Raw genomic sequence first — 19,100 nt, 5'->3', positions numbered from 1 at the left:
TATTGAATAACAGTATAATTGTTAATCCTAATATGACATAACCTGAAGGCTTACGAGAGTGGCTTAGCCACCATAGCTAAAACGCTATTACCCTTTGCAGTTAGGGGTTCTAGGAACCTCATCTAATGCTTGCCATTCTGATTCGGTATAAACATTTATCGACAATGCATGAACCCCATTAGCAAGTTCGTCAGCTAATGCTTGATTAACTGAACGATGACGAGCCAGTAAACGTTGTTCGCTAAATGTGTTACTTACCACAACCACTTTAAAATGGGTTTCTGAATTGGGCGGCACGTGATGACGGTTACTTTCATTAATCACCTCAAGATGCACTGGCGCAAAAGCTTGACTCAATTTATCTGTAATGATTTGTTCGACAGACATAGTGATACTCTTATTAATTCATATCAATGAAATCGCAGGGTACTGTTTTGCACAATAAAGGTCAAACAAGCAAATCAAAACTGTTTAATAGCACACAAAACAAACCAAGAGATGACCATCACCTTGTTAACTGGGCCAATCTGCCATATCAACATAATCAAGTTGAGCAACCTGTTCTAGGTTATCTTGCGACAACGCAGCACGGCCTAACCAGGCTTTAATAAACTGGCCTTTTGGATCGTAAGTCTGTTGCTGCTTAGCAAGGTTAAACCGCCTTGAGCCCCGAGGATCAGCCCCCACACCTGCCAAATATTGCCAGTTGCCCCAATTGATTGCGACGTCAAAATCAATTAGCTGTTGCTGAAAATAAGCCGCACCATAGCGCCAATCACACTGTAATTCGTGGATTAAACAACTGGCCACTATTTGTCTGCCACGATTAGACATGTAGCCAGTTTAGTTTAACTGTGACATTAATGCATTCACTAGCGGGTAAGGAGTGGTTGCCGTTTTCCACGCCTGAAATCGTTGGGCATAAAAACTGGTTAATGGTTTTTTGCCACTGATCCCCGAAAACCAAAATAGTTTATTGTTAAATTTGTGGCTATACCAGTGGAAGTATTCACGCCAAAGTAACTCATACTCAATCCATTGCGTCGACTCATTAGCACCATGTTGCGACTCAAATTGCTGCAATGCCGACAACACTTGTCGGGCAGATACACTACCATTTGCTAACCAAGGCGAAAATTTTGTTGAATGCTCCCACCCAGCTAATTCATTTCTCACTAATTTATAACTGTGGGGTAAATTGGAAGCAAAATAACTGTCTAACTGCAATTTACCCTGGGGTTCGCCGCCACAAAATACGTTAGTCAACTGATGAGTTTGTGGGAGCCAATCAGGATAGGTAACCCATTGCTGTATGAATTTATCTTGCGACTGCAGAACAACCATAGGTGGCAACCAGGCGACGGGATCTTTCGCCGCATCAAAATGGCAGTTGTGAACCAGCTTTTTAAACTGGCTAAAACTAGCTGGCAAGGCGTCCAACTCAAATGGCAATTGCTGCAACGTAAACAGGGTTTGGGTCGTTAAAGTCGAATAGGTAATATCCCGGTGACATTGTTGTTTAACCGCTTGCAAAACTGCACGTTCATCTGCACCGCTGTGGTTGCTTCGATAAACACAATTAATGCCATGAAGGTTAATAACATAAGGCAAACACTGTTGCGCTTCGCCATACAATATATGCAATTGCTGCCCATACTGATTAAGCGCTTCGTCTAACGCCTGCAACGACTCGAGCAAAAATTTAAGCCTATGTAACCCCATTGGTTTTGCCTGATATTGCGCCGCACTAAACCAGTGCGGCTCAATGCAAAACACTATCATCAGTTGTTGAGCATGCTGGGCTATGTCGGTAAAAATGGGGTTATCGGTTAAACGTAAATCATCACCAAGCCAATAAAGCGCTTTAACATTGGTTGACGAAGAAGTCCTATTGCACGCAGATAAAGATTGAACGGTTGCATTACTCATGGTTGGCATCACTTAACGGGTGTTTCATGCCTAATCAATACGTCAACACGCTGCGATAAGGTTCAATAACATGTCATTTTGATAACCGGTTAATTTGAACTATTGCCATTTGCGGCAGTAATTAACCTCAGCTCTGGATAACAAACGCCTTTCAAGCAGTCCTTTGCCTTCCTCACTGCGTTGAATTAACTTGCAATAGGCTAGCTATTGACGCGTTAATTCGCCTTGTTAGCAAAACAAATCACAAGCTTGACAGTGGATTTTAGTCAATCTATTGATTTATATCGTTATCGATACATCTCTTATCCAGAGTTGAGGTTAATTATACCAATCCTTATTACAATGAGATCTATTTTAGGCGGCAAAGGGGGAATTTATCAGCGTAGTATTGTTTGTTAGCCTTGCTTAACCTAGTGCTCTAAATCCTCGTGCTCTAAATCCTAGAGCTCTAGGCCCTCAAAAAGCTGTCTCGAATACCTCACTGATAACTTTCGCTACAAGAGCGCATTCTAATGCGGATTGGTATTAGCCATAAAAATGGGGAATGATATGCCTAAAGGTAAAGTTAATTCTTGGCTGGGTCACTTTTAGTCGTTTGGGTAGAGCATGCTGCCAGTGTTGCTGCATACCTGGGTGCATAATAAGCAAATCGCCAGACTCTAATGCAAAATTGACTTTGGTGTGTGTTTTCTTATGACGAACAACAAAATCTCTACAGGCACCGAGTGTAACCGAGGCAATAGCAGAACCTTCAACAATTTCAGGTTCATCGTCACTGTGCCAGCCCATACAATCATGCCCATTGGCATAACGATTAACTAACACTGAATTACTGTGTAATTGATGGTCAGTCAACAATTTTTGGCGTAAACGACTGAGTATATTAGGCCAGGGCAAAGCTTTGATGTGTAGTTTAGAATAATGGTAATCACACCCTTGATCGCCAAACCATGCCTGAGTACGTGGAATGAGATGATGCTTGCCAAATACCTCAATAGATACTCTTTCTAGTGGGTAATGAGCCACTTCATTGAGTAATAACTGTTGCTGTTTAATCGACAAAAAACGTTTAATCCAAGTCACTGGGGGAGTCAATGCATAATTGGCTTGGGTATCAAACTCCAACTCGGCTTGTGATGCGCCAAAGTCAAACCCATGTTGTAATCCAGACAAGTTCACCTCCGAAGGATTAAAACCAGCGTTTTAGTTTAGCAATCCATAAGCCCGATACGACAATCAGCGCCATTATGATCAATATCGCATAATAACCATAAGGCCACGTTAACTCTGGCATGTGCTCAAAGTTCATCCCATAAATCCCCGCAATAACCGTTAGAGGCAAAAATATAGCCGTGACTAAGGTTAAGGTCATCATGACACGGTTGGTTTTATGGGCACTGACTGAAATAAAACCATTAATTAAGTTACTCACTAAACCTTGATATAAGCTGGCACGACTCGATAACCGCTCAAACTGATTGTATAAATAGCTTAGCTGAGAGTAATCAAATTGAATATGTTGTGGTGTGTCATTGAGCAACTGCTGCAGCAGTTCTTCATGATAACCAAACGAGCGCTTGGCTTTTTGTAATTTACTGCTGTAGGCCATTAACTCCGCTAATAAGTCGTCAGTTGAGGCATTAAATATTTCATCTTCAATATCATTAAGACGCTCTTCTAAAGCCAGCATTACGGCTAAATAATCTGTCACAATCTGGCGCATTATCGAAAAACATATCGTACTCATATTGGCAGGTTCAACAGCATGCTCATTAAGCAATTGCTCAATAATAGCGTTAACACTTGTGGACGATGCAAGATGTTGAGTTATTAAAAACTGCTAGTTAACGTGCATCAGCAAGTGACTTCGCTCCAGCAAAAGATACAACTCACGCTCCATTAACTCATGAGTTAATAAATAGTCATGATCACGATATGATTCTAATTGCGGTGGGTGTCGCTCTCTATGAGCGTCGTCAAAATCGAGGTTATCCACCCCAAACTGCGGGTTATTTTGAAAAAACGCTCGGTTATTCGGGCCATTGATATCAATCCATATTAGGTGTTGTTCTGGATCATATTGCCCCATTAGACTCGCGTCACCATTAGACAATAGCTGGCCTTGAGTATCAAATAATAAAATGCGTATTGTCATAATTGACTCGTGTCTAAACAACCCTAAAACCAAATTAACTAGATGGCCAATTCTTGGGGCTCGCCCTCTTCTATCACCATTTTAATCTGTTGAAAGTGGCTGTTAACCCAAGCACTACTAATGGGGCCCCAAGTCGAAATACGATAGTAACCGTCATTATGTCGCTGACCGTGCTGAATAAAATCAACCTGAATACCAATATCGGCAAATGCGGCAACAGCATCTTGTAGTGTGCGTCTTGGCATTGCCGTTAACTTTTGTAAACTCAATAAATTATGCTGTTCTTCATCAAGTAAGTGCGCTAAATATAGCTTTCGCAAAAATGCTTTTTGCGACTTACTGACCACATTAAGTTCAGAAAACATGATGATAACGTCCTATACAATATCGCTTTATTTGAAATTACTGTATGTCATGCCTTAGATGCAAGTAATATCAGGCTTACCAACAAGGGATAAAAAACATTTAAGCAAACATTTACAACTGATTTATGGTAAAGCATGGCACTATAATATCGACGGTAACTAAGGAAAAAACCATAATGAAAATGGACACAAACGACAACTTTACAGAGCCAAAGGCTCAGTTGCACCTCTATCGGCATGGCCCTAGTTTAGCCCAAACACAATACATTCCCTTAGCCGAACTCTCTTTGCAAGCTGTCGATAATAACTACCCCAAATTACTGCTGATTATCAGTATCGCCGTTGCCGTGTTAATCACCCTTGTCGTTAGTGTATTTGGTATAGTCAATCCCAATATCCCAACAAGTGCGACCTTAGCAATATTACCTATTTGTCTGCTATTGGCAGTCATTATAATAAAACTCGTTCATCTTAAAGCCCAAAAAATTGCCTATGGGGTGTTTGAGCATGAATTGGTATTTCGAGAAGGACTTTTTTGGGTCTCGACAACGGCATTACCCTATACTCGCTTACAGCACGTTAACCTCTCACAAGGGCCACTAGAGCGAAGATACAATCTCGTGTCACTAAAATGCTTTAGTGCTGGTAGCGGTGTCGCTGAAATAGATTTGCCAGGCCTTAATGCTGATGAAGCCGAACATCTACGCCAGCATTTGCTGACAAAAGCAGGCGCAAGCCATGCGCAGCCTTCAATACAACATGCTGAACCATTAACACGCCCAACACCTGTTCATCATAACGAGGATACACCCAATGGATAATCAACCAAAGGGGGTAGCGCAACACGCAAATAACACTCAAACTCAGCAACATTTTGCTGAGCAATTAACCAGCTGGCAAGCCTTGTCGCCCTGGTCGATTATCACCTACATTTTTAGCACCATTAAGGGGGTTCTCAGTAACGGTTTTGCTGTCATTCCATTTGTTTATACCGGCTGGAAACAAGGTTTTGATGCACAGTGGTTTATTTTAGCTATCAGCGTCATCACCATTTTGGTGAGCACGGCTGCCATCATTGAGTGGCGTAAATTTCGTTTTCGGTTAAATGGCGATCAACTTGAAGTAAAGCGTGGACTTTTTTTTACTAAAAAAGATGAAATCCCACTAAATCGAATTCAAAATATTCGTTATGAGCAGCCTTTTTATTTTAAACCGCTTGCACTAGGCACCCTGATCATTGAAACCGCGGGCTCACAAAAAGATGAAGCACAACTTGCCGCACTCGATACTTGGCAAGCACTCACGCTTAAACGCTTACTCCTTAAATTAACGCAAGCAGAAAACTCGCCACATCAAGCAGTTCAAGCATCAATAGCACATGCAAAACACACAGCGACTGAACCATTACATGAGCAACACAACTCACAAGCTATTGCGCGTAAATCCTTGGGCGATTTACTTATGTTTGGTTTTTACCATAACAACTTTATCTGGTTTGCAGTGATTGCAGGTCCCATCGCTGGTCAAATCGACATGGAAAACCTGTTTGACTCGCCACTAGCAAAGCAATTCTGGTTGTGGATAGAAAGCCAAACCCAGCAAAGTATCGCTTTACAAAGCTTATTCTTAATTGCAGGGATCATTGTTTTATACGGGCTTTTTTCGCTTATTTCGATTATTGCCGCCGTATTGAAGTATTACCCCTACAAACTAGACAGACTCAACGACACCCTCCAGCGAAGCGGAGGAGTAATTTCGCATCAACAAGATGCATTAGCCATTAAACGGATACAACTTATCCACGCAGAGCAACCTGTATTAGCACGCTTATTTAAACGTTGGACCTTGTATTTTAAACAAGTCAAAGGTCAAGAAGTTGAGCAAAAAACCAAACAACATATGCTTATACCCAGTGTTACCCCCTGCGAAGTGGAATCGATATTAGCAGCCATGCCTAATCTCAGTGGTGGGGCAAGCGTTTTACCTGGCCATTACAACCGCATTCATATTTATTGGTTTACAAAACGAATGATGTTGCCACTTGCAATCGCCACTTTACTGTCGGTTATCGCTTGGTTCGATGGCCGCACTTTAAGCTATTACGAAACCACTTGGCTAATCACCAGCGCAGTTATTGGGATCATTTATTTACGTTATCGACAATGGGGATATGTGCTTGACGATAATGTGCTCTGGCAGCATACAGGGTTGCTAGGCAGACAATGGAAACGGATTGCTTTTGATAAAGTTCAACATGTCAAAATAACGCAAACACTGGGACAAAAACGCTCTAAACTGGCTTATGTCGAAGTCGGTCTCGCCAGCGGTAGTATTGTATTTCCCTATATCCCGGTCACTATTGCTGAGCAGATCATTTCACGCTCATTACATGCGATAAGTCGTCATAATGAACCCTGGATTTAACCAACACAAATACCCCACATGCAGCTTACCGCAAAATAAAATCCTTGCATGTGGGTCTAAATAACGCCACTACAACGGTGGGCTATTTGAAAGCAATGACTATAAGCCAAGCTCAGGTTATTTAACCACTAACACTGGGCATTTTGCTTTATTAGCCACTTCTTCTGCCACGTTATCATGTAAAAAGTGCGCAAGACCAGTACGACCATGACTGGCAATAACCACCATGCCAATGTCGTCGCTATTAGCTTCTGCTAAAATTTCGGTCACCGCATCACCACGGCGGATCACTGTTTCTATCTTTAAATCGGTTTTTAACTGAGCTAATAATTCATGCATTTGCTTGGCGGCGGCATCTTCCATGGTTTTAGCCAATTCTTCAGGTGTAATAGCAAGCACCATATAGTTTTCGTCACCAAGGGGTTGATCAACCACATGCACAATACGAATACCCACATTGTATAAGTTTGCCATTTCAATGGCATACCGCAAAGCATGAGACGCCGTATCAGAAAAATCTGTCGGCCATAAAATATTACGTGTACGCATGTTGCTACCCTCCTTAAACGTGAACCACAAAAGAGTCAGTTAACCAGCTTAAACTTACGTAAACCACAGGCTGTATTCACGCGGTTAGTAACCCTTCTTACCATTTAAGTGTAGTCATTAATGGGTGATTTTTTAGTGATCAAAATCAAAAACATACCGAACACTTGCGTTTGATCAAAAATCCGCATAACATCAGACCGACTAATCAGTCGGTTTATTTTTGTACGCACCAGTAGATTGACTGTTCCAACTAGCACAATAGGGTCTATTGATTTTTTAAGGTTGTTTTTGCAGCAAAGATATACAGGCCCTAGCGACAACTTACCTCAGCCGGAGAATAATCATGAACATAGCAGCTGAACAACCAGTCAAGTCACTCGCACAAATGCTCGACAAGCAACGAAGCCGCTACTTGTCACAACCGGCTCCAAGTTATCAATCACGGGTAAATAAGCTCAAACAACTCAAACTTGCATTACTGGATAACCAACAAACATTAATTGATGCACTCAATCAAGATTATGGTCATCGCTCATCTAACGACACGGTTATTTCAGACATTTTACCTTGTATTAATAATATTAATTACACCATTAAACACCTTAAATCTTGGATGAAACCCAGTCGTCGTCATGCTGGTATGCTGCTCTCACCGTCTAAAGTGTCGGTACAATACCAACCGTTAGGGGTTATCGGTATTATTGTTCCGTGGAATTTCCCCATCATGTTATCAATAGGGCCGCTCATCACAGCCATTGCAGCTGGTAATGGTGCCATGCTTAAAATGTCTGAGTTTACCACTGCAACAAATAACGTGTTACGCCAATTGCTGGCCACGATTTTTGATACCTCTGAAGTTGCCATTATTGAAGGTGAAGCAGAAGTCGCGGCAGAATTTTCATCTCTGCCTTTTGATCATATTTTATTTACCGGCTCAACTGTTGTAGGGCGCCACGTTATGCGAGCTGCAGCTAACAACTTAACCCCAGTCACACTAGAATTAGGCGGAAAATCTCCGGCCATTATAGCCCCAGACATGCCCTTACAAACCGCCGTTGAACGCCTCATTTTCGGCAAATGTTTAAATGCTGGCCAAATTTGTGTCGCACCTGATTATGTGCTCTGCCCTGCCGACAAAGTCGATGAATTTATCGCTACTTATCGGGCACGTTTTAACAAAATGTATCCTGACTTTGTCAATAATCCAGATTACGGCAATGTGATTAATGACCGCCAGTATCAGCGTTTATTAAAAGTACTTGAGGATGCAAAAGCCAAAGGAGCAAAGGTTGTATCGGCAACAGATGACCCCATTTCAAACACCAGTCGTAAATTAGCCACCCAACTGATCACCGCAACAACGGACGACATGTTACTTATGCAAGATGAGATTTTTGGTCCGTTATTACCCATTATTAGCTATCAAAATCTGTCAGAGGCCATAGGTTATGTTAACCGCGGCGACAGGCCGCTTGCGTTGTACATCATGAGTTTTGATGATAAAACCCAGCAAGCTGTGTTGCAGCAAACTCATTCGGGAGGCGTATGTATTAATGACACGGTATTTCATGTTGCTGCCGACGACGCGCCCTTTGGCGGTATCGGGCCTTCAGGAATGGGCCATTACCATGGCAAAGAAGGTTTTTTAACATTCAGCCATGCTAAAACCGTATTAAACAGTGGTAAAATTAATACGGGTGTTTTTGTTCACCCACCTTATGGCAGCGTTATTCAGCGACTATTAATGAAATTCTTTTTGCGTTAATTGCACAGCAGCCCAACTTACACTAGGTCTTTGTTGGGCTATTTATCGTTTTCAACCACCTCAAATACAGGCGCTTAGCATTAATGGTCAGCACACAAGGTCGCATCACAGATAAGAAACAAGCCATTTTAGATTCGGCATTGTCACTGTTTGTCGAAAAAGGCTTTAACGCCACTTCAACAGCATCTATTGCAAAAGCCGCTGGGGTGGCGACTGGCACGTTGTTTCATCATTTCCCAACTAAAAATGACATAATGAATCAACTTTTTTTGTCTATTAAACAGGAATTTGCTAGCAATATGGTTGGCAAGGTTGTGCTAAGTGGCAACATTGAAAAAGACGCCAATAACCTGTGGCAAACAGCCATTGACTGGGCAATAGCACAGCCTCTTAAGCAGTTGTTTTTTCTACAGTACTCTATGTCGGCAGACATTAATGTAGCGGTAAGAAAGCAAGCAATGAACAGCATTTTAGGCTTTGTGGTCGAGTTAATTGAACAAGGAAAACAGCAAGGCATTATTGGCGATTTTCCCAGTGAACTATTACTGGAAAACTGTCATGGACAATATTTAGCAGCCATCAGATACTTTACTGACAACCCACAACTCGGTAATGACCCAAAGCACCGTAGTGCCAGCTTCAAATTATTTTGGCACGCCATGAAAGCTCAGTAATCCAGCGACAGAAGCCACTAGAGGTTTAACGAACTCAACTTTAATCATCTAAATTAAAGCCGGTTAAATCAATATCATCAGTTGAGTCATTACTGTCTTCAAAATTTAATTGTGCTGTATGAGCCGCTTGTTGGTTAAGCAGTTCCTGTTGCCTCGCTTTATGCAATGCAAATTGCCTGCGTCGTTTACGTTGCAAGCACAAACGGATGACATCTTGCTTTTGTAACTCACTAAAATTCATCCAGTTAAAACGCTCATCACGGCTACGAAAGCACCCCAGACAGTAACCTCGGCTGTCAGACTGACACACGCCGATACAAGGGCTGGGAACCGCAAAAAAGCTTAACTGTTCCATCATTGAGTAAGATTAACTCCTGTAAGACTATTGATTATACCAATCCGCATTCACATGTGCTCTTCAAGCAAAAGATATCAATGCGGTTGTCGAGGCTGCCTTTTGAGGGCATAGTCAATTAGGTTATAGTGCATTAGGTTATAGTGCACTACGCGAAGAAAGGCTAACAAACCATACCACGCTGATAAATTTGCTCTTCGCAGTTGCGCCCCCCATTACGGCTTAAAATGACGTTGATGTAAATGACTACACCTGCCGTCATTTTCATTGTAATGGGTCTAGTGACGCAGCCTAAAATAGATCATATTCTAATCAGTATTGGTATTAATGCGGTATAGTCATATCAACCTAATAATCTACACACCCATCATCATCGTATATTAAGGTTATACTAATTGAGTTAATTTTGTACATTATTGCTGTTCCATTGGAGGTCTCATGAAAACATTAAGGCGTTCTGGTCAATTATTTAGCCGCCATATACGATGGCATCAGCCTATTATCGTATTAAGTGCGCTGTTATTGCTGGCCTCTTGCTCAGCAAAGCCTAAACAAGATTATGATGTGAACTATGATTTTTCTTCGCTAAAAACCTTTAGCCAACTCACCGTTAAGCAAACCGACGACCCATTAACCGCAGACAGAATAAACGCGGATATTAAGCAAACATTACTTAACCAAGGGTATGTCTATCAGGCTGATAATGCCGACTTTATAGTCAATTACGCCTTTGTAACTGAAGATAAAGAAAAAGATTCAGGCTTGTCAATTGGTCTTGGCTCAGGCACCTGGGGATCGGGAGGGGGGATTGGCCTAGGTACTAGCATTGGAATTCCCCTAGGCAGTGACACTGCAAAAACACAAACTATCCAAATTGATATTGTCGACCCAAAAGATAAGCGCTTAATTTGGCGCGGAAACGGCCAATATCACTTTGATCAAGGTGGCGAAGAAAAAGCCTTAGAGATCAACAAAACCGTCATGGCCATTTTGGCACAATTCCCACCGCAAAAATAATCAAAGTTGGCCATTGTGTCGCAAACATACCCAATGGCCAATCTCTTAATCTGTTCGCTGTAATCGCAATCTGATTAAATATCTATTTAGCAATTGACTGCACCGCGGTAAACTAACGGTAATTTTAGTTGATTGATTTTTAGATATGACCACCGAAACGTATAACCAAGCATTACTGACGTTGGCCTTAGCCGGTATCGATGCCATTAACACAGCTGCAGCACAGCATAAATCGCCAAGAACACCAGCACAAGAAAGCCACTTTTTATGCAATTGGATGGTTGAATCATTAAAAACTAAACGCTTTTCTAAATTAGTTGCAGACGACCTCACCACATGGATCCGTCAAGCACGCAGTCAAGGCGCTGGAGCCCAACTCAAACGGCTGCTTACATGCATTGCCGATCAATACCAACAAGCCAATCATTGTACGACACCAAGCGGTACGGGATTAAACAATCTGCTTGCTGAATTACGCGCGCTAGAATGGCTAGTCATCACAGATACCGACATCGATGCTAAACTGAAATTGGACAGTGATGGGCAATCAAGTTTGATTATCTCTGCTAAAGAGTTTAGTCAACACATTATCGACGACAACATTGTTAAGCCCATTGCAATGTACATTCGCGGTGACGAAAACCAAGTGGCGCGTTTAGCACTCGCTCAAGGGATTTTATTAAGCCAGGGCAATAAAAAAACCACACTGGTTAAACACCACAAAACTTACACCTTACGGCCTAACAATCTACACCCAAGTTTATGTCTACTGTGCCTTGATCAATATTAGTTATTAAGGGCGCAAAGATATATTGTATGGCACCGTTGTCATGTAAGGAGGTACCATGAAAAGAAGTGTAACTGCTGTAGCGTGCTTAATGTTATGTTTTATCTCTGGATTTGCTTTTGCTCAGACCACTCTTAAATACAACGTAAATGGTTCGAGTAGCTGGGTGCCTTATTACATACCAAACGCGCCTGAAAACCCTGGTATTTTAGGCGAAATCGTTCCTCTGTTACTTGCCAAAGCACAGATTAACATTGAAAAGCATAATTTCCCGCCCAGAAGAACCAATTACGCATTGGACAACGGTTTACTCGACTTTGACTTTGTCAGCCCAAGTTGGTTTCCTAATAACGATTTAGGCAAGTTGTTTGTGCAATCATCCGCCTTGCTGGCTATCCAAGAAAATATCATCACATTAAAAGCTAATGCCAAAGACTGGCAACATGCAGACCAATTAACCGGTAAAGCAATAGGTACCGTCAGAGGATACCTGTATCACAATGATGCAGAATTCACTCGGGTCGACTTCATTTCAGAACGTGAACTGATCATCGCCCTTGAGAAAAACAGAGTAAAAGCGGCAATTTCAGGTGACTTACCGGCATTATATTGGGCCAAACAACTCAACAGCCCAATCGCACTTGCCGCCATTCATTCAAAAGGTGATTTAGTGATGCGACTTCGCAAGGAGCATGCGGCATTGTTGCCTCAAATTAATGCCGCGATAGCTGAGTTACAGGCAGACGGCACAATCCAACACATCATTGATAAATACACCCTGCAGGCAGTATTTGAACAAACAAAGTAGTACTCAAAACCAACCAGTCTAAAAAGGATTTACGCTGTAACCTTCATGAGCTAGCACTGCATGAGCCGTTAATGCCGATAACGCCATATCAACACCGGGTAATAATTCATCGGGCGTAATACCGTAATAAGCTGCGGTCTGACCACACACATAAAACTTAACGCCATGTTTTACCAATTGCGCAATTAAATCTGCATTGGCATTTTTTTGGCCTGCGTTCAACATTTGATAATATCGCTGTTGAGTCAAATCACTGGCTGCTTGTCCATGTACCACCATAGCAAGAGAGATATCCTCGAGCTTGACTCCCGCAGCAACATGCATATTGATAAAACGCGCTAAAGTCTCAATACTGCGATTTAATTCACCGGGGTTAGCTGCTTTTGCTAAATCAAAAGCCACCTTAAACGTCATTCCTTTTGGAATGACCAAACTACTTTTGACCTCTGCAACCTTACCGTAATCTTTAATCACAGTCCCTGATTTGAACGCCTCAATGCCTGCTGTTGCCATAAAAGAGGGACAGGCTAACAGGCACAATAGCGATAAATACCCCGCTCTTTTTGTCATTGAAGGTAAAAAAATTGCCATTATCTTAATGTTCCTTATATCAATAAATCGCGCTAGCCACATAACACCTATGAGAAAACCCTTGCCACTTTAACACAGATAAACGCTTAAATTTTAATGCATAAGTAAGTATAATCGCCATCCAAATAACCCACAGTCACCTAATATGCTAATACGCCCAATTTGCGCCGCTGATTGGCCTACTATCATGGCAATTCAAGCTCAATGCTATGTAGAGCTAACACCCGAATCGTTAACCGTCATGCAAAGTAAATGGTTAGCATCACCTTCTACCTGTGTGGTTTTTGAGCAGAAACAACAGGTTTTAGCCTATGCATTAGTACACCCTTGGTCACGCGCAGACGCACCGTCACTTAACTGCGAAATATCAACACAAAACACTAACAGTTGGTATTTGCACGACATGGCCATTGCGCTAAACGCTCAAAATATGGGAATAGGCAAGCAACTCATCGCTTATGTGCTTAACCTTGCAAAAACCGCAAATATAGATGGAATAGGACTTGTTGCCGTTCAGGGAGCTCAATCTTACTGGCAACAACAAGGATTTAAACCACATGCAACATCTAAAAGCTTAACTCAATCGCTAAGCAGCTACCCCGATGATGCATGCTATTTATATTTGGCGTTAGGCAGTTGATCATGGGACAATTATGCCCAACTAGCACGATGGACAGGCATTACTCTTGTCGTCAGTAATTAGGCCATTTAGACACTCATACAGGGCAGGCTCTCGCCTTAATTAGCCCCTTTAAAATAATTGACATTAATTTCAGGAGGTCGCCATGGCGCGCCAAGTGATATACACCTTTAAAGGTCAAACCAAAACGATCCCGTTTAGCTATGACATACATCACGACCTTTATGAAGCCGCAGCTGAAGCTGAAGGGATTGATTTAACAAAGTTTCTCGCAATGGAACAGCAAATCGCATTAACCTCAAAAAAAGGGGCTAAAGCTGAAAAAGAATTTCGTAAAAGCGAATTTGCCCGTTTTGGTTTTAGCAGCATTAAATTTGTTCGCGAAGATGATGAAATCTAACCCCACATGAGTGTTAAGGAATATCCATGTTAAACACTGAACACGCCAACTTCCCTCGAGCCAGCTTTATTCGCAGGTTTGGGGCTATTGTCTACGATTTTATGCTCGCTGTAGCCGTTTATATGTTTGCCGGCGCAATTGGATTTGGCATCTTTTTTGGCTTACAAAGTAGCGGCGTTATTTCATTAAACGGTTTTGAACATACTTCAGACTTATTAAATAATACACCGCTTTACCATGGCATTTATCAGCTTTGGTTAACCCTTTGCGTGTGTGGCTTTTACGCCCTTTTTTGGAGCCGAGGTGGACAAACACTGGGCATGAGAGCATGGCGATTAAAAGTACAACACCCTAATGGCCAAAATCTTAGCCTTATAACGGCCTGTGCTCGTATCGTGTGGTCGTTATTAGGCATTGGTAATTTATGGATTTTAATCAACACCGATAAACTTGCCCTGCAAGATAAAATGACCCGCTCAGAAGTGGTGGTATTGTCGGTTGAAGCCAACCAAATGCGCAATTGGCATGGTGCTTAATCTATACCAACAAAAAATGGCAACGCATGTTGCCATTGTTGTCTCTTAGCAAATGCGAACGTTTATTTGCGTATGTAATGCATGGCTATACCCGTGAATAAAATACTGGGAGTGACAGCCCCCACAAATGCAGGTAAGTCATACACAATACTCATAGGGCCAAATATTTGGTTGCTAATATAAAAGCTAAATCCAGCCACGACACCCAACAACACTCTAGCTCCCATGGTAACGGTGCGTAGCGGTCCAAATACAAACGATAAAGCAACCAATATCATCACAGCCACTGTCACAGGCTGCATAATCTTGCGCCACAAAGCCAATTCATATCGACTCGAATCTTGCTGATTAATGTCTAAATAATCTAAATAATCAAGCAATCCTCTTATCGATAACGACTCAGGCTTAACCGAAACAACACTGAGCTTATCTGGGGTTAAAGATGATTGCCAAACGTCTTTATCAACATGGGTTCTAATCACTTGTTCATCTTGCACAGACGTATTAACCACCCCAGAAAGCTGCCACACATCATCGACAAATAATGCTTTATCTGCGTGAGTCACACTGGTTAAAGCTAAATCGTCATTAAAGCGATAAAGACTGACATTATTAAGTGTATCTATGTTTTGTACTTCACCAATATTGACAAACATATCGCCGTCTTTAGCCCAAATACCCCGATTAGACTTAATTAAACTGCCACCAGAGACTTTTACCGCCTGCAACTCTTTGGCGCTTTTTTCAGCCACAGGTGCGCCCCACTCCCCTAATACCATCACCATTATCATTAAAGGAATGGCGGTTTTCATTGCCGATTGTGTGATCTGTAAACGTGACATCCCAGATGCTTGCATTACCACTAACTCAGAGTTAGACGCCAACATCCCCATGCCAATTAATGCCCCAAGCAATACAGCCATTGGGAAAAACATTTCAATATCACGCGGCACTAAAAACAGTACGTAAATACCCGCATCAACCAAGGTATAACTGCCTCGACCAACCACTCGTAACTGATCGACCCATTTAATAATGCCAGACAAACCAGTCAATATAAGTAAACATAACGCCGAGGTACTGATAATCATTCGGGCAATATAAAAATCTAAAATTCTCATGCAGCCACCTGCTTACGGCTAAAGAAGCTCAATAATTTTTGACCCGTTGGGCGCTCTTTAATTAACAACAATAACCCTAAGCATAATGCACAAGCATGGATCCACCACATGCCTAAATACTGCGGAACGACTTCATCTTGTAAGGCTTTACGCCCTGCCACCATCAAACCAAAATACCCCAAATACAACAAAATCGCGGGGAACATTTTGGCAAATTTACCCTGACGAACATTCACACGGGCTAACGGCACCGCTATTAAGGTCATTAGCGGAATAGCAATAGGGATGGCTAAACGCCACTGAAACTCTGCAGCGGCTTCAGGGCCTGGCGTGGCAAGTAATTCATCAACAGGAAGAGCCGACAGTTTGCGTCTACGCTCATCCACTTCCTGTTCTTTAATTTCCATTTTATAACCGCCAAATTCAATCACCTGAATATCAAGCGATTTAGGGCTACCTTGATAACGTACGCCTTTATCAAGCTGCAATTGTTGGCTACCAATATTATCTTCAATCACCCTACCTTGTTGGGCGACAATAATATGGGTTAATCCATCTTCATCTTCAGGATCAGGCAATTGCGCAACAAACACTTTATTAAGCGCATTATCTTTATCGATTTTCTCAACAAATAATACCGCACGGCCATTTGGACTAGCCTGAAAACGCCCTTGAGTTAACGCAGCTAATCCAGCCTCTGATTGCGCTTTCTCTAAAACTTGATTTTGGCGCTCTTCCGCCCAGGGACCAACGTACACAGACAGATAAGCCGTAAAAATCAAATTGGCAAAAGCAACCAATAAGGTTACACGAGTCACGTACCATTCACTAACACCAACACCATGTAACACCACCATTTCGTTTTCGGCATACATGCGCCCATGAGCCAACAAAATGGCTAAAAAGAAACTTAGCGGCAATACTAATACCGTTAATTGAGGCAGGTTAAGCCCGAGCAATGTCATGACTAATGATGCAGGAAATTCGCCGTCTGAAGCGTCGGCTAAAACACGCACAAATTGTTGACTGATAAAAATAGTTAACAGTACGACAAGTACCGCTATTTGCGCTTTTAAAACTTCACCAATCAGGTATCTAAATACAATCACAAGTGGGATCCGGTGGCTAAACTTATCTTTTTACTGGTATCAGAGCAACTTTCATGTAAACTGTCTACTTTCAGCAGTTTTGCTAGTTTTCTGACCAGCGCGGAAGGTGCTTTGGGGTCATGATTAACATTTATTTTGGCTGTCAGATTTCGCCTTTTTTTCGTTAATAATCCCAAACAGTTAACACCTTTTCGTCGATTATATGCCAGATGGCCTAATGCAAACATTATCTAATAAATATAAAAATTTGTCTTTAAGAATCTAGGAGTGCTCATGGAGTTTAGCGTAAAGAGCGGCAGCCCCGAAAAACAACGTTCAGCTTGTATCGTCGTTGGTGTCTACGAACCTCGCCGTTTGTCTGGTATCGCAGAGCAATTGGATAAAATCAGTGAAGGTTATATTAGTAACCTACTTCGCCGTGGAGACCTTGAAGGTAAGCCTGGGCAAATGTTGCTATTGCATCACGTACCAAACGTGTTAAGTGAGCGCGTATTATTGGTTGGCTGCGGTAAAGAGCGTGAATTAGATGAGCGCCAATACAAGCAAATTATTACAAAAACCATCAGTACACTGAACGAAACTGGCTCAATGGAAGCAGTATGCTTCTTAACAGAGCTACATGTCAAAGGGCGTGACACCTACTGGAAAGTACGCCAAGCCGTTGAAACAACTCAAAACAGCTTGTATTCATTTGACACGCTAAAAACCCGTAAAGGTGAAACGCGTCGTCCATTGCGTAAAATGGTATTTAACGTGCCGACTCGTCGCGAGTTAACCATTGGCGAGCGTGCTATTGAGCATGGCGCATCGGTTTCAGCAGGTATGCACTTGTGTCGTGATGTGGCTAACATGCCGCCTAACATTTGTAATCCAGCCTACCTAGCTTCACAGGCTCGTCAAATGGCTGAAGTTTACGAAAACCTCAGAGTTACCACTGTAGGCGAAGAGCAAATGGCCAAATTGGGCATGAACTCTTATTTGGCAGTAGGCCGTGCTAGCAGCAATGAATCTATCATGACAGTGATGGAATATCAGGGCGCAGCTAACAGCGCAGAGAAACCTATTGTACTTATTGGTAAAGGCTTAACCTTTGACTCTGGCGGTATTTCATTAAAACCAGGCGAGGCCATGGATGAAATGAAATACGACATGGGCGGCGCAGCCGGTGTTATCGGCACCATGAAAGCATTATGCGAAATGAAATTACCAATCAATGTGATTGGTGTACTGGCTGGTTGTGAGAACATGCCATCAGGTAATGCATATCGCCCTGGTGATATTTTAACCACCATGTCTGGCCAAACCGTTGAAGTGTTAAACACAGACGCTGAAGGCCGTTTAGTACTATGTGATGTATTAACCTATGTTGAGCGTTTCGATCCAGAATTGGTTATCGACACTGCAACCTTAACTGGCGCTTGCGTCATTGCGTTAGGTAAGCACGCTTCAGGTTTGTTTAGCTCACATAATCCACTCGCACATGAATTATTAAATGCAGGTGAGCAAAGTGGCGACCGCGCATGGCGCATGCCATTATGGGACGAATATCAAGACATGCTTGATAGCCCATTTGCTGACATGACCAACCTAGGTGGGCGTCCAGCAGGTTCGATCACAGCCGCGTGTTTCTTATCTCGCTTTGCGAAAAAGTACAACTGGGCACATTTAGACGTGGCTGGTACGGCTTGGAATAGTGGTGCTAATAAAGGCTCAACCGGTCGCCCGGTGCCAATTTTAAGCCAGTTCTTAATCAATCGCGCAGGCGTAGATATCAGCGAGTAAACGTGAGTTTAACGCCAACTAAAAAGGGTAACGCAAGTGCTTTACCCTTTTTTTACAGCCCTACACGCGCTTAAATATTGAACAAAAAAACTG

The 19,100-nt window shown here is 42.3% G+C and carries 23 protein-coding genes; 11 read left to right on the top strand and 12 right to left on the bottom strand.

What is annotated here, in order from left to right; genetic code table 11:
• Window positions 1-87: 87 nt before the first annotated feature.
• The 7 genes from L2703_RS15490 to L2703_RS15465 all read right to left on the bottom strand — a co-directional run bounded on the left by L2703_RS15490 (window position 88) and on the right by L2703_RS15465 (window position 4,449).
• Window positions 88-387, bottom strand: a complete 300-nt coding sequence (locus L2703_RS15490) for a BolA family protein (protein WP_248971977.1) — start codon at window positions 385-387, stop codon at window positions 88-90.
• Window positions 388-513: 126 nt separating this feature from the next.
• Window positions 514-834, bottom strand: coding sequence for an FAD-binding domain-containing protein (locus L2703_RS19055; protein WP_346347554.1), 321 nt, complete (start codon window positions 832-834; stop codon window positions 514-516).
• Window positions 835-843: 9 nt separating this feature from the next.
• The gene (locus L2703_RS15485) at window positions 844-1,929 is read right to left on the bottom strand and encodes a deoxyribodipyrimidine photo-lyase (protein ID WP_346347553.1); all 1,086 of its coding nucleotides are present in this window, start codon (window positions 1,927-1,929) and stop codon (window positions 844-846) included.
• A 525-nt stretch (window positions 1,930-2,454) separates the two neighbouring features.
• A complete protein-coding gene (locus L2703_RS15480) occupies window positions 2,455-3,102 on the bottom strand; it encodes an alpha-ketoglutarate-dependent dioxygenase AlkB family protein (protein WP_428848667.1) in 648 nt (215 codons plus the stop codon).
• Between the two features lie 16 nt (window positions 3,103-3,118).
• Window positions 3,119-3,709 carry a magnesium transporter CorA family protein gene (locus L2703_RS15475; RefSeq protein WP_248971976.1) on the bottom strand — a complete coding sequence of 197 codons (591 nt, stop codon included), beginning with the start codon at window positions 3,707-3,709 and terminating at the stop codon, window positions 3,119-3,121.
• A gap of 60 nt (window positions 3,710-3,769) precedes the next feature.
• Complete coding sequence (locus L2703_RS15470; protein WP_248971975.1) at window positions 3,770-4,084, bottom strand: CorA family divalent cation transporter; 315 nt, start codon at window positions 4,082-4,084, stop codon at window positions 3,770-3,772.
• 38 nt (window positions 4,085-4,122) lie between these two features.
• Complete coding sequence (locus L2703_RS15465; RefSeq protein WP_248971974.1) at window positions 4,123-4,449, bottom strand: winged helix-turn-helix domain-containing protein; 327 nt, start codon at window positions 4,447-4,449, stop codon at window positions 4,123-4,125.
• Window positions 4,450-4,625: 176 nt separating this feature from the next.
• Between L2703_RS15465 and L2703_RS15460 the strand changes: the two genes are divergently transcribed.
• Both L2703_RS15460 and L2703_RS15455 read left to right on the top strand, forming a co-directional pair.
• On the top strand, window positions 4,626-5,270 hold the full coding sequence (locus L2703_RS15460; RefSeq protein WP_248971973.1) for a PH domain-containing protein: 645 nt from the start codon (window positions 4,626-4,628) through the stop codon (window positions 5,268-5,270).
• Entirely contained in the window at window positions 5,263-6,873 is a 1,611-nt protein-coding gene (locus L2703_RS15455) for a PH domain-containing protein (protein WP_248971972.1), read from the top strand. Before L2703_RS15460 ends, L2703_RS15455 begins: the two co-directional genes overlap by 8 nt.
• A gap of 117 nt (window positions 6,874-6,990) precedes the next feature.
• On the opposite strand, the gene L2703_RS15450 is transcribed toward L2703_RS15455, so the two are convergent.
• The gene (locus L2703_RS15450; protein ID WP_248971971.1) at window positions 6,991-7,422 is read right to left on the bottom strand and encodes a universal stress protein; all 432 of its coding nucleotides are present in this window, start codon (window positions 7,420-7,422) and stop codon (window positions 6,991-6,993) included.
• Window positions 7,423-7,765: 343 nt separating this feature from the next.
• Here L2703_RS15450 and L2703_RS15445 point away from each other — a divergent pair, with 343 nt between their 5' ends.
• Window positions 7,766-9,187 (top strand): coniferyl aldehyde dehydrogenase, encoded by a 1,422-nt coding sequence (locus tag L2703_RS15445; protein WP_248971970.1) that lies wholly within the window; start codon window positions 7,766-7,768, stop codon window positions 9,185-9,187.
• An 83-nt stretch (window positions 9,188-9,270) separates the two neighbouring features.
• Window positions 9,271-9,861 (top strand): TetR/AcrR family transcriptional regulator, encoded by a 591-nt coding sequence (locus L2703_RS15440; RefSeq protein ID WP_248971969.1) that lies wholly within the window; start codon window positions 9,271-9,273, stop codon window positions 9,859-9,861.
• A gap of 40 nt (window positions 9,862-9,901) precedes the next feature.
• Here L2703_RS15440 and L2703_RS15435 read toward each other — a convergent pair whose 3' ends face one another.
• Complete coding sequence (locus L2703_RS15435; RefSeq protein WP_248972000.1) at window positions 9,902-10,216, bottom strand: DUF1289 domain-containing protein; 315 nt, start codon at window positions 10,214-10,216, stop codon at window positions 9,902-9,904.
• A gap of 438 nt (window positions 10,217-10,654) precedes the next feature.
• Here L2703_RS15435 and L2703_RS15430 point away from each other — a divergent pair, with 438 nt between their 5' ends.
• The 3 genes from L2703_RS15430 (at window position 10,655) to L2703_RS15420 (ending at window position 12,828) form a co-directional block, all read left to right on the top strand.
• A complete protein-coding gene (locus L2703_RS15430; RefSeq protein ID WP_248971968.1) occupies window positions 10,655-11,233 on the top strand; it encodes a DUF4136 domain-containing protein in 579 nt (192 codons plus the stop codon).
• A gap of 145 nt (window positions 11,234-11,378) precedes the next feature.
• On the top strand, window positions 11,379-12,023 hold the full coding sequence (locus L2703_RS15425) for a DUF2913 family protein (protein ID WP_248971967.1): 645 nt from the start codon (window positions 11,379-11,381) through the stop codon (window positions 12,021-12,023).
• A 55-nt stretch (window positions 12,024-12,078) separates the two neighbouring features.
• On the top strand, window positions 12,079-12,828 hold the full coding sequence (locus L2703_RS15420; RefSeq protein WP_248971966.1) for a substrate-binding periplasmic protein: 750 nt from the start codon (window positions 12,079-12,081) through the stop codon (window positions 12,826-12,828).
• An 18-nt stretch (window positions 12,829-12,846) separates the two neighbouring features.
• Here the strand turns inward: L2703_RS15420 and L2703_RS15415 are convergent, their stop codons facing one another.
• A complete protein-coding gene (locus L2703_RS15415; RefSeq protein WP_248971965.1) occupies window positions 12,847-13,419 on the bottom strand; it encodes a DsrE family protein in 573 nt (190 codons plus the stop codon).
• 187 nt (window positions 13,420-13,606) lie between these two features.
• On the opposite strand from L2703_RS15415, the gene L2703_RS15410 reads away from it, so the two are divergent.
• The 3 genes from L2703_RS15410 to L2703_RS15400 all read left to right on the top strand — a co-directional run bounded on the left by L2703_RS15410 (window position 13,607) and on the right by L2703_RS15400 (window position 14,995).
• Entirely contained in the window at window positions 13,607-14,059 is a 453-nt protein-coding gene (locus L2703_RS15410) for a GNAT family N-acetyltransferase (protein WP_248971964.1), read from the top strand.
• A 145-nt stretch (window positions 14,060-14,204) separates the two neighbouring features.
• Entirely contained in the window at window positions 14,205-14,459 is a 255-nt protein-coding gene (locus L2703_RS15405; RefSeq protein WP_248971963.1) for a DUF2960 domain-containing protein, read from the top strand.
• 26 nt (window positions 14,460-14,485) lie between these two features.
• Window positions 14,486-14,995: an RDD family protein gene (locus tag L2703_RS15400; protein WP_248971962.1), complete on the top strand. Its 510-nt coding sequence runs from the start codon at window positions 14,486-14,488 to the stop codon at window positions 14,993-14,995.
• A gap of 62 nt (window positions 14,996-15,057) precedes the next feature.
• Here the strand turns inward: L2703_RS15400 and lptG are convergent, their stop codons facing one another.
• Both lptG and lptF read right to left on the bottom strand, forming a co-directional pair.
• Window positions 15,058-16,116 carry an LPS export ABC transporter permease LptG gene (gene lptG / locus L2703_RS15395; RefSeq protein WP_248971961.1) on the bottom strand — a complete coding sequence of 353 codons (1,059 nt, stop codon included), beginning with the start codon at window positions 16,114-16,116 and terminating at the stop codon, window positions 15,058-15,060.
• A complete protein-coding gene (gene lptF, locus L2703_RS15390) occupies window positions 16,113-17,225 on the bottom strand; it encodes an LPS export ABC transporter permease LptF (RefSeq protein WP_248971960.1) in 1,113 nt (370 codons plus the stop codon). The genes lptG and lptF overlap by 4 nt, the downstream gene beginning before the upstream one ends.
• A 273-nt stretch (window positions 17,226-17,498) precedes the next feature.
• On the opposite strand from lptF, the gene pepA reads away from it, so the two are divergent.
• Complete coding sequence (pepA, locus tag L2703_RS15385; protein ID WP_248971959.1) at window positions 17,499-19,007, top strand: leucyl aminopeptidase; 1,509 nt, start codon at window positions 17,499-17,501, stop codon at window positions 19,005-19,007.
• The last annotated feature ends 93 nt before the right edge of the window (window positions 19,008-19,100 follow it).

Source organism: Shewanella basaltis, assembly GCF_023283885.1.
Classification (GTDB): Bacteria; Pseudomonadota; Gammaproteobacteria; order Enterobacterales; family Shewanellaceae; genus Shewanella; species Shewanella basaltis.
The sequence above is the reverse complement of the archived record's forward strand: the minus strand, read 5'-3'. Positions and strand labels throughout refer to the sequence as shown.